Annotated in this window: 7 protein-coding genes; 1 reads left to right on the top strand and 6 read right to left on the bottom strand. The window is 36.9% G+C overall.

Going from position 1 to position 11,412, the window contains the following annotated elements:
* The first annotated feature begins 6 nt into the window (after positions 1 to 6).
* On the top strand, positions 7 to 1,128 hold the full coding sequence (locus AACV33_RS03580; protein WP_182699878.1) for a winged helix-turn-helix domain-containing protein: 1,122 nt from the start codon (positions 7 to 9) through the stop codon (positions 1,126 to 1,128).
* 12 nt (positions 1,129 to 1,140) lie between these two features.
* Here the strand turns inward: AACV33_RS03580 and AACV33_RS03575 are convergent, their stop codons facing one another.
* The 6 genes from AACV33_RS03575 to torC all read right to left on the bottom strand — a co-directional run bounded on the left by AACV33_RS03575 (position 1,141) and on the right by torC (position 11,411).
* A complete protein-coding gene (locus tag AACV33_RS03575) occupies positions 1,141 to 1,299 on the bottom strand; it encodes a hypothetical protein (RefSeq protein WP_012551806.1) in 159 nt (52 codons plus the stop codon).
* Between the two features lie 21 nt (positions 1,300 to 1,320).
* A complete protein-coding gene (locus AACV33_RS03570; protein ID WP_182699877.1) occupies positions 1,321 to 3,291 on the bottom strand; it encodes a methyl-accepting chemotaxis protein in 1,971 nt (656 codons plus the stop codon).
* Positions 3,292 to 3,510: 219 nt separating this feature from the next.
* Entirely contained in the window at positions 3,511 to 5,247 is a 1,737-nt protein-coding gene (locus tag AACV33_RS03565; RefSeq protein ID WP_182699876.1) for a glycoside hydrolase family 36 protein, read from the bottom strand.
* A gap of 274 nt (positions 5,248 to 5,521) precedes the next feature.
* Positions 5,522 to 7,507: a methyl-accepting chemotaxis protein gene (locus AACV33_RS03560; protein ID WP_182699875.1), complete on the bottom strand. Its 1,986-nt coding sequence runs from the start codon at positions 7,505 to 7,507 to the stop codon at positions 5,522 to 5,524.
* 239 nt (positions 7,508 to 7,746) lie between these two features.
* Positions 7,747 to 10,209 (bottom strand): trimethylamine-N-oxide reductase TorA, encoded by a 2,463-nt coding sequence (gene torA, locus AACV33_RS03555; protein WP_017021864.1) that lies wholly within the window; start codon positions 10,207 to 10,209, stop codon positions 7,747 to 7,749.
* Between the two features lie 23 nt (positions 10,210 to 10,232).
* On the bottom strand, positions 10,233 to 11,411 hold the full coding sequence (gene torC / locus AACV33_RS03550; RefSeq protein ID WP_012552062.1) for a pentaheme c-type cytochrome TorC: 1,179 nt from the start codon (positions 11,409 to 11,411) through the stop codon (positions 10,233 to 10,235).
* Position 11,412: the final 1 nt, after the last annotated feature.

The raw sequence follows: 11,412 nt of genomic DNA, 5'->3' as shown, positions 1-11,412 counted from the left end.
GAACAAATGAATAAAAAAGAAATAATAGAAACAACAAACATGACCATTGATTATGAGAGCTTAACTGTACTCATAAAAACTAATGGTAATGAAATTAAGCTTACTCTTAACGAAGCTAATCTATTATTTCTTCTTTATAGTAACCCGAATAAGATTTATACAAAAGATGATGTTTATCAAGAATGTTGGCAAGACACTTCCGTTTCAAACAGTGTTGTTACTCAAATCATTTCGTTACTGAGAAAGATATTTCTCAAATACGATATTGTCATCATCGATACCATCAGCCAAAAAGGCTCTAAATCAGGTGATCGTTTAAAGACAGTAACTCAAAAATCACGCTACTATCTATTACTTCCTATCTTGCTTTTTTCTGTCGCTGTCCTTTTTATGAACTATTACAAAAAAGAAAGCCGTGGTCCAATAGAACAAAACCTCATCCCTCTTCAAACGAATGTTTATATGCTTTCAACCTCTGAACACATTGATTTGAACGGCATTGAATTTAATCCTGATTATCTTTACTTCTTCAACAAAGAAAAAAAATATCTCTCAATATCAACTTGCTTAGTTGTTGACGATATATGCAATAACTCATTGAATACATTCATAATGCTAGATAGTGAAAACAAAATTTACACCAATATTATTAATGACGTTATTAGCGTAAAAATAAAGAAAAGAAAAAGATTAATAAATAATTCAGATACTTATGGATTCTTTAATCTACAAAGCAATATAAGTGTGTCTTCAATAAAAGAAAAGTCTTATCAAGCTAAGGTTTCTTATAGCTTTTACTTTAAAGAAACTTCTCATGAAAAGTACAATGTGAATAGGTCAATTAATATTAGTGAATCTGGTTACAATGGAAACTACACGAACTACAGCGATGTAACGGTAAATTTTGATAAATCTTCTTTAATCGCCGAATTCGTTAATTCAGGTGACCAAGACAGCCTTATACAAAATGGGCACATTCAAGAAGCTGCAAGATTGAAAATATTTCCCTTACGTTTCAAACGGTTAAATAAATACAATTATATGCACTTCTATATTATCGATGATACTTATAGCCTCGCTTACAATGAAAGTGAAGGATTTTCATTTATCGTAAACGAGAACTATTAATTATTTACGTCTTTATAAAAGAGACTTTCTTATCGACTGATTAAGTTCATTCGTTATTATTATGGTCTTCATATTAACGATCTCATTAATAAAGGTTTTCTCTTCAGAAGTTAACCCTTTGGTGCATAATGAGTCTTTCCCTTTACTCTCTATTGTTTCTTTACGACTCATAAATACCTCTAATGCTTGAGTTTATAATGAAAAGAATTTTAATTGATTCTCTTGAGATACAGAAAGCTCAGATAAAGTATCTGCGTTAGAACTGATATTATTCATTTCATTAATATTATCGTTGATACTTTCTGTCATTAAATTAATACTTTCACTAATAGACATAATGGCTTGGTTTTGTTCATTTGCTGCTGTTGCTACTTCGGTATTTGAACGAGTAATTTCTTCTATTTCTCTTGATATATCAACTAATTGACTGTTTGTTTTATCTGTCATTTCCTGCGTTTCATTAATAATCTCAATTGATTTAGAAACAGACTCAACCACATCATTAGACGTATTTTGTAAACGATCAATGACTTCTTGAATCGTTAATGTCGATTGCTGTGTTTTTGCAGCCAACATTCTTACTTCATCCGCAACAACCGCAAAACCTCTACCACTCTCTCCTGCCCTAGCCGCTTCTATTGCAGCATTAAGTGCCAGTAGATTGGTTTGATCCGAAATAGAATCAATAACAGTGATTACTTCACTTATCTGCTCTGATTGGACTTTCAATGATTCAACTTCTTTTGCAGTCAGCCCCATTTGATTCACTAATTCTTGACTTAACTGACTACTAATAGATGCAGTTTCAGCTCCAGAACGGCTTAAATTAAGAACTTCTTTTGCTCTTTCATCCGCATTCATTGCAACATGATCAACTTGAGTTGCTGCTGCTGATAACTCCGTAATTGCCGCCGCAATAAGATCAATCTGGCATTTTTCTTCTAAGATGTTTTTTTCATTAACGCTCATTAATACATTTAAGTTTGATGATGATGATGATACTTCAGAAGCAACACCTCTCAATACTTCAACGATTTTATGCAAATGATTCACTGTCTTATCAGTATTCTGGCATAGGTCTGCAATCTCATTACTTCCAGTTAAAGAATTAAGGTTATTTAATTCGCCTTGAGAGAGTGACTCAATCTGGTTTTTTAAGACTCTGATTGGATTTACAATTGTTTTTATCGTTATCCAAGTGATTAACATCGTCAATAACGTAAAGCAAATCATCGACATCATTATCAGTTTTTTACTCGAGAAGATAAGCTCAATACTGTCTTTTGATAAATTTCGACTGATTTTATTAATTCGAGATACTTGTGTTTTTATTACTAAATTAATATCGTTTTCAAGGTTATACAGTTCGTTTGTATTGTTATCTAAGTTTGCTCTTAAATTTGAAAAAAGAGTATATATTGAATATAGATGGCCAATTCTTTTCTTAATGATCGTTTTAGATTCACTTTCATTGAGCTTTGAGATATTTACATTAAACTTTTTAAATTCTTCACGAATAATATCATCATCCCCTTCAGTACTGTTAAAGTTGTAGAGGGAGCTTAACTTCATTTGAAGCACTTCTGATGAAGAATATAAAGCCTCTTCTATTTCTAACCATTCATGCTGATGTGTAACAATATTTGAACCTTTACCTTGTTTACTTAATAGCTCAATAGAATCACTTAAATAGGGTAATTTAGACCAAGACATTTGCATTTCATCTGAAATTTTTTGGTTGTTTTTAATAATAAAAGCAATGCGTTTTAATAAATCAGTGATATAACTTAAATCAGTGATTAATTGCTGTGTTGTATGCTTTTCATTCTTAATTTTCTCGTGCTCTGTTGCTATATCAGTAAAATCTTGATTAATACTCTGCATCTTATTAAAAATGGATTGATCAATATTTTTCAATGCTTCTGGGTTAGATAGCGAACGATTTACTTCACTAAATATTTCAAGGATCTTCATCTCACCACTAGATAAGTAAGTCATTTCCTTTAAACGTACATTCAATACCTCAGAATTATTTACCGATTGGTTCATTGCTGACGAAATGATCATCATTGATGCAATCATAACAATAACGGCAAATAGCGGTGGAAAGAGAATCTGAAATCTTAGGGGGATATTTAATAAAAAACGATTAATACTGCTCATAAACTACTTTGTAAACCTGCTCATTGGAAATGGCGTTGAAGTATATGAACCCGTATTATTAATTTCAAATGACAAAAAACGTGATAATAAAAATTAATCTCTATATTTCATAACTTTAAATCACGATATTCTTGGATATTTTAGATCTTTTTATAAAAAAAGGATGCTAATTCCTTACATTGGAAATAACACCCTTAATTTCAAATTATATGAGAACGTTTAATTAGAAACCAGAATAGCTCGGCTACTTAATCCACCCTCTAAGGCAAGTAATAGCATCTGATTTGGCTCTTCATTTAATTGCTCTCCAGTCCAAAAATCACGCCAAATAGACGGTTGATCAGCAACTAAAGTCACTTCCATCGCTTCTTCTTCATAATTAAATAAACAATGTAACTCATGTTGATTATTTAATCGTAACGTCCCATGACAATTTGATAGCGATTTAAACTGAGCCGATTCTTGAGTTAATCTCTGGCGTGACAGTAAGTTCTTCCATGTCTTTTTAGCAAAGTTATTTAACTCTGGTAATGGGTCACCAGATAAGCTTAAACCACCAGAAGCAAGAATCACATTTCGATGAAAGTCATAATATTTACGCTCTGCACCTTGATTCGGCAATGACGTTAACGTGATGCAATCAGGATCAATTTGCCATAATTTACGGTGTTGCCAACTGCGATAAAATGTCTCTTTTGCGATTTGTTCAAATCGCTCTGCATGACGCTCTACATCATCAGAAACTCGCATGGCATCGACTAACCCTAACGATGGCCACATTGGCGCGTTACACCCTAAAATTAAGGCATCACCCGCTCCATTTATAATAGCCTGCATGCCTAGTCGGTAAGCCTCAACACCAGTAATACCCGATTGTACTCGCTCGCCACGCAGACTGCCCCAGTAGTTCGCATCCAGCTTAAACAACTCAACACCCCACTCTTCTTTCATTGTGCGGACAACTTCGGTTAGGTGGCATTGAACCGCTAATTTTGAAGTATCAAGAATGTACCATGGTGTGCAACGCCAACCACCGTAAGTAATGTCTTCTGCTTTTAATAAGTCACCATTCGCATGACGAACAAACCAATCAGGATTATTTTTAAAAACATCAGATTCAGCTTGAGCAATGAAAGGAGCCATCCAAATAGCTGGCTTTTTTCCCTTCTCTTTGATGGATTGTAATAACGATTGGATACCATTAGGAAACTTATCTGATGGCGTTAACCAATCTCCCATAAATGATTGATAACCATCATCTAATAGCACCCACTCTAATTCTGTTTGCTCATTACACATTATTTCAACATTATCGAGAATATTCTCTTCTGTTACTTCTGCATAATAGGCGTACCAAGAACACCACCCTACTGGAGCGTCTTTTTTTACCCCCGCACGAATAGGGTGTTGCTGTTGAACTTTATCGGCATACAATTCATAGACTTCAGCCAAACTGTCCGCTTTTAATACTGTCACTGCTTCCATTTGATTACTTGCCCAATCTTGTGGGCGAGTATCTTCACCATCAAGGAAGGCCATAACACTCATCTCACCTTGATAATTATGGATTTCAAAATAACCAGCAAAACGAAAACAAGACGTATAACCAAACAAGGTAAATCCATCCGATTGTTCAATAACCAGATAATTATAAAAACGCTTCTTTGCTTTTTCAGGATATAAACGATAACTCGCACTGTTATCAGGGCAACGTCCAATGTCTTGAGGGTCACTGACAGTGCCGCCAGTTTGAGCAAGCATTTGAAAACCATCACCAAGAATTTTGGCATCATGCTCAAGCTGAGTTGCAAATTGAAGAACCAAGAAATGGTCATTTATTGGGAGATTATGAATGCCGGCAAAGCGCATTGTAATTTGGTCATCGTGTAATTCATACACGATATCATTTTGAACAGGAATGGCTTCTTGAGTACTTGAGAAGATCATAGAATTCATACATAAACCCTTTAAATTTCTGACCGTTTCATTAAATTTAGTATTAAAACAGTTCATTTATATCTGCGTTACATCTTAATGTAATGCGAATTATTATACTACTGTATCACGCTTGAAATACGGGCAGTTTAGAGCCTGTTTTGAAGGAAGGATTGAATATACACTCAACAATTTTGCATTGGTCATTACAAGGTAAAATCTTTTCATATTCTATTTATAATAAAGGCCAGAATAATTAAATACTGGCCTTTATCGTTATATTATTTTATGAGAATTATAATTTAAAGAACGTTAACTGCTCTCTTTGGTTTTCAGATAATTCAGATAAATGTTGGCTAGCTTGAGTTGACTCTTTAATGCCTTCGACATTTTGATTAATACTTTCAGTAATCACATTGACGTTTTCACTGATGGATTCAATCGCTCTATTTTGCTCATTGGCGGCGGTTGCCATCTCAGAGTTTGTTTGCGATATCATCTCAATAGAATCAGAAATATTTAATAACTGATTATTCGTATCAATACTCATCTGGGCAGTTTGGTGAATCATCTCTATTGACTGATTTACGGAATCAACCACGTTTAATGACTTTTGTTGTAAGTCATTAATAATGTTTTGGATGTTTTGTGTTGATTGTTGAGTTTTAGCGGCAAGCACTCGAACCTCATCAGCAACAACCGCAAAGCCTCTTCCGCTTTCACCCGCACGAGCAGCCTCAATAGCGGCATTCAGTGCCAGTAAATTCGTTTGCTCTGAGATTGAATCAATAACCGTAATCACTTCACTAATACGATCAGTTTGATCTTTAAGAATCATCACTTCGCTTGATGTGCCGTCCATTTGATTCGCAAGGTCTTGGCTTAACTTTACCCCTTCTGACGCTGATTTAGCCCCATCACGGCTCATGATAAGTACTTCTCTTGCTTTCATGTCCGCTTGATTCGCAGATTCATCCACTTGGTTTGCCGACGCCGCAAGTTCAGTAATAGCTGTAGCGATTAAGTCGACTTGTGATTTTTGATCTGAGGCATTCGCTTCACTTTGTACCATGATAGCGGCAAGTTCTGTCGATGACGAAGAGACTTCTTCCCCAACATTACGTAAGCTACTAATCATTTCTTGAAGACGAATAACCGTGCTATCCGTATTCTTACATAATTCACCAATCTCATTATTATTTGATTGATGATTTAATGAATCTAATCGACCATTAGAAATGTCTGACATTTGCTCTTGAAGAATCAAGATTGGTTTTGTAACGATATGAGCAACAATCATCCCAATAATTAACGATACAACCACTGTAATTAGCATTGCAACAAATAATAAATTCTGGCTTTCAGAAATTAATTTCATATTCGTTGACGATATTTTTTGGTTCATTAAAGACAAACGTTCTCTTTCGTCACTTAATTCTCGATACATTACGCCACCAAGATCAACCAAACTCTTTTTGCTTTGTTCAATGTTGTTGGTCGCATTCCACAGCACCAAATTCATATCTGATTGAGATTTAAATACAGAAGACATGATATTTTTTGCTTCTGTGTTTTTTAAAGGCTCAATCAATTTAAATAGTGTTGAAAATTGCTCATTTACAATATCAATTCTTGGCGCTTTACTGACTGAAGTAAATAAGTCTTCATTAAAGAGTGACGTCATATGTATTTCAATACTGCCCGCACTATTGTAAAGCTCGGGAAGTACTTTGGTCCAATACGCTTGCTCTTCTTCACTTAATGTTGCCGCCAACATCAATTCATTCGCTTGTTGAATTGGCGTTGTTAAGTAAATAGAGTTCCCCCACTCTTTCACTTTGGTGTCATTATAAAAAACAATACTGTTGGCTAACTTTTTATAACCTTCAAGTTGAGACAGTATTTCACCGACTTCTCTCTGAAGTTGTTCAGGTGTCTTAACGGTTGCACCGAGATCTTGCAATATTCTTTGTTGCTCTACCATGCTTGTGAAGTTTAAGCGCAATTCAGAAGCGATACTCTCAAAATTAATGGTTTTTAATAATTCAAGATCAGTAAAAGTTGCAGCGACACCCAATCTTAAGAAAAGTAAACGTGATTCTGCGACTGAGATATTGCTTAGTTGAGTACTTCTATATTCGGAAACTTGTACGTTATGGTTTGTTGATTCTAATTTAGCGTTAACTAAAAAAATGGCTATCATCATGACAATGATAGTCACTAATACTGGAACTAAAATTTGATATTTTGTTTTTAGATTAATTAGTAACTTTTGCAGCATTATGGTTCTATCCTACACATTCCACCAGTGTGGAATTTTCGGCGAGAGCATAATACATATATTGCCTTTCTCATAGAGAAATTAACGGTGTTTTATAAAAAATAAAATTCAATTACGCTATATTATCAACTCGGCTGACAATCATAATTTTAAACTATAAATCAATGCGTTGCATGAACAGCATATATAAAAAAAGCACCTATATTTAGGTGCTTTTTAATTAATTAACTTTTATTGTCTTATTCAACAATAATTGGACCACCAAACGAGGTTACTGGTGGAACTTTACCTGTAAACTTCTCGTAATCTACCAAACATGTGTTCGCAGATGTCGCCTGAGCAAGCTCAGATGATGCGATATCTTGCGTTAATGTGTTTGGATCGCCGTAAGTACAGATAGCGCCAACTTTTTCATTTAGAGGGCCGTACCATGCGCCTTCTTCAATACGAATAACGCCGCTAGGGTAGCTATCAGTAAGAACAGCACCAGCAAGAAGCTGACCACGGTCATTAAATACACGAACTAAATCACCATCTTTGATGCCTTTTGCTTTAGCATCTTGTGGGTTTAGGTATACAGGCTCACGACCTTGTACTGTGTAAGTGGCGCGGAATTCTTCAGAATCACACATTTGTGAGTGCAAACGCTTATCAGGGTGACAAGACTGCATCCAAAATGGGTGTTTCTTAGAGCCAGGACCACCGTGTGAGCGTTCAGATTTCTCGAACCACATTGGGTGACCTTGACATTCTTCGTAGCCAAAACGAGCAATCTTACGGCTTGTGATTTCAATGAAACCAGAAGGTGTGCCTAATGCATTCACTTCAGGATCTTTACGGAAATCAGCGTGGCGAACCCATGGTTTACCTTCACCAAAGTCAAGAACACCTTTTTCCCAGAATACATCAAACTCAGGCATATCAAATTTGCCTTCATTCGCAGTACGGCACTCAGCGTAAAGTGAACGAACCCACTCCATCTCATCCATATCACGAGTGTATTCTTTATGGCGACCAAAACGACGTGTTAGCTCAGTCATGATCTCAAAATCAGATCGTGATTGGAATAATGGATCAACCAATTTATGCATTGCAACAAGACCACGAGCAGAGTATGAACCGTATTGGTCAATATCGTTACGTTCCCATTGCGTACATGCAGGAAGCACGATGTCAGAGAAACGACACGTTGCTGTCCATGTGAAATCAATCGTTACAACCGTTTGAAGTTTTTGGAATGCTTTCTTCATACGGTTACGATCTTGGTGGTGATGCCAAGGGTTGTTACCAGAAATAACCATCATTTTAAAATCAGGTAATACCACTTTATTACCGTTATAACGGATTTCTTTGCCTGGTTCTAATAGACAGTCAATCCAACGAGCTACTGGGATCGTATTGCTGTAACCATTAAAGTCATTGTTATCCCACTTAGGTTTGTTACCTTGATCCACGTTACGTGGGAAACCACCAGGGCCAGCAAAACCAGTCGAAGGAACACCAACACTTGAATAGTGGTGACTGTAAGACACGCCGCCGCCTGCAAGACCGATTTGACCTGTCATTGCAGATAGAACCGTACCCATCCAGTATGGTTGCTCACCGTGTTGTTGACGTTGGATACACCATCCAAATAGGATTTGTGTACGACCTGTCGCCATCATTTTCGCAAATTCACGAATACGCTCTGGAGACAAACCACAGATTTCAGATGCCCATTCAGGTGTTTTAACGACTTTATCTTTCGTTTCACCAAGCACGTATTGCATGAACTCATCAAAACCTAAGCAGTAAGTATCGATGAATTGCTTATCATATAAATTCTCAGTGTATAGCGTATAAGCAACAGCAAGCATGAACGCCACATCTGATTGTGGGTTAATGTACATGTGCTCATTGTCTAAGAAACGCTGAGTTTTGTTTTTAACTGGGTCAACAGAGATCACATTGATCTTACCATCAGCTACTTTTTCTTTTAGCTGATCAAGGTAAGCAAATGCTTCGTGCGTTTCACAGTTCCAACCTACTTGTAGGTTTTTAACTGGATCGGTCGCCCAAAGAATAATGTTGTCACTGTGCTCTAGGATTTCAGACCAAGAAGTACCCTGTGCGTATACTTCTGTTGAACCTAGAACATACGGCATGATTGTTTGGCCAGCACCCGTCGAGTAGTCACCTACTTTCTTGATGAAGTTACCATGCATACCAACAGCACGTTGCATTTGAGCAGTACAGTTATGGAAAGAACCGGTTTGGTTCCAACCAGTTTGACCTGCATGCAACGCCCATGGACCGTAATCTTTTTGAACACGCTCAAGCTCACGGTAGAATAAATCTAGCGCTTCATCCCAAGTCACACGGATGAAACGGTTATTACCACGAGTTTCAGCCGAGTATTTGTGTTTCTTCAGCCAATCAACACGAACCATTGGGTAACGTACACGGCTTGGGCTGTAGATAATACCTTTGATGCCATTCAACATATCTGTTGGATGTTTATCCATCTCTAGTGCTTTAATTTCTTGTACTTTACCCGCATAGATGTGTGCACGGAATGCACCCCAATGCGAGCCAGATGTACGCCATGTGCCAGTCGTTTCAGCCGCGCTTACTTTTGAAGACATTAGTAGGCTAGGACCTACTAAAGATACTGCACTTGTTGTTGCAACACCTTTTAGAAAACTTCTTCTGCTAATAGACATAATGCTATCTACTCCGTTAATTCTTAGTGTTTTTCGTCAGAAAAATCTGAAGAGTGTTTTTGAAGGTATTTCAATACAAGTGACTTACTGTCTGTATCGAAGTTAACGAATGCCATCATACCGTCAAACATACCAGGCCATGTGTTTGAATCAAAGTGACCTTCAGCTGGTTGAGTGTGACATACAGAACAGTTTGTTTTGTATGACTCTTCCGCTTTTTGCCAAACCGTAGTGTAATCAGATAAGAAATCTTCTTTCTTCATCCATACATCAACAGTAACACGCTGCCAAGGTAGACCCGTTAGGTCATCAACTTTAGTTTCAAATTTCTCAACGATTTTGTCGTTTTGAGCTGCGCCTTTAAGCAAAGCACCAACCGCGATGTTCATACCAAAATCTTCTTGGATAACACGACCGAAGCCTTTAACTTTACGCCAACCATCAATCGCAACTTTCATTGCATCGCCTTTCTCTTCAAGTACAGTTACTTGAGAGGCAGGGTTTAATAGACCCGCTTCAATCGTTAGTTTTTCATCTTCATACATTGGAAGGTGACGAACAGAAACGTAAGTTTGACCATCTTCATATTTAGTATTACTTGCTAGCTGGCTAAGTTCACTTACCATGCCACCAGAACTGTCCATATTTGCAGGAAGATTATGTGCAATACCTTTATGACAATCGACACAACTTTGGTCACGCTCTTTCGCGCCTTGCATTTGGATACGTGCCGTTGGTTTCATTTTAGAGAAATCCATACCGTCATAATCATGACAGTTACGACATTCAAGAGATTTGTTTGCGCTAAAACGGTCCCATTCATGCTGGGCTAAAACGATACGACGCTCTTCAAATTTCTCAGGGGTATCAATTGTACCAACTAAATGAGCGAATACTTCTTTACTTGCTTTCATCTTACGAGCAATTTTAGAAGTCCAATCGTGTGGAACGTGACAATCAGGACAGGTAGCACGAACACCAGAACGGTTCTTATCGTGAATAGTTCCTTTGTATTCAGGTAAGATGTTATCAGCGTGACAGCTCACACAAAATTCTTCTGTGTTGGTTGCTTCTAACGCAACGTTAAAACCACCCCAGAAAATAACACCCGCAACAAAACCACCAAGGGTAAGAACACCCAAGCCGATATGTACACTTGGTCGAGCGAAAACCGACCAAGCTTTTTTAAGTAATGACATCATA

The sequence above is a fragment of the Aliivibrio sp. SR45-2 genome, assembly GCF_963890165.1.
In the GTDB taxonomy this organism is placed as follows: Bacteria; Pseudomonadota; Gammaproteobacteria; order Enterobacterales; family Vibrionaceae; genus Aliivibrio; species Aliivibrio salmonicida.
Note: the sequence above shows the minus strand (reverse complement) of the source record. Positions and strands in the feature narration are given on the sequence as shown.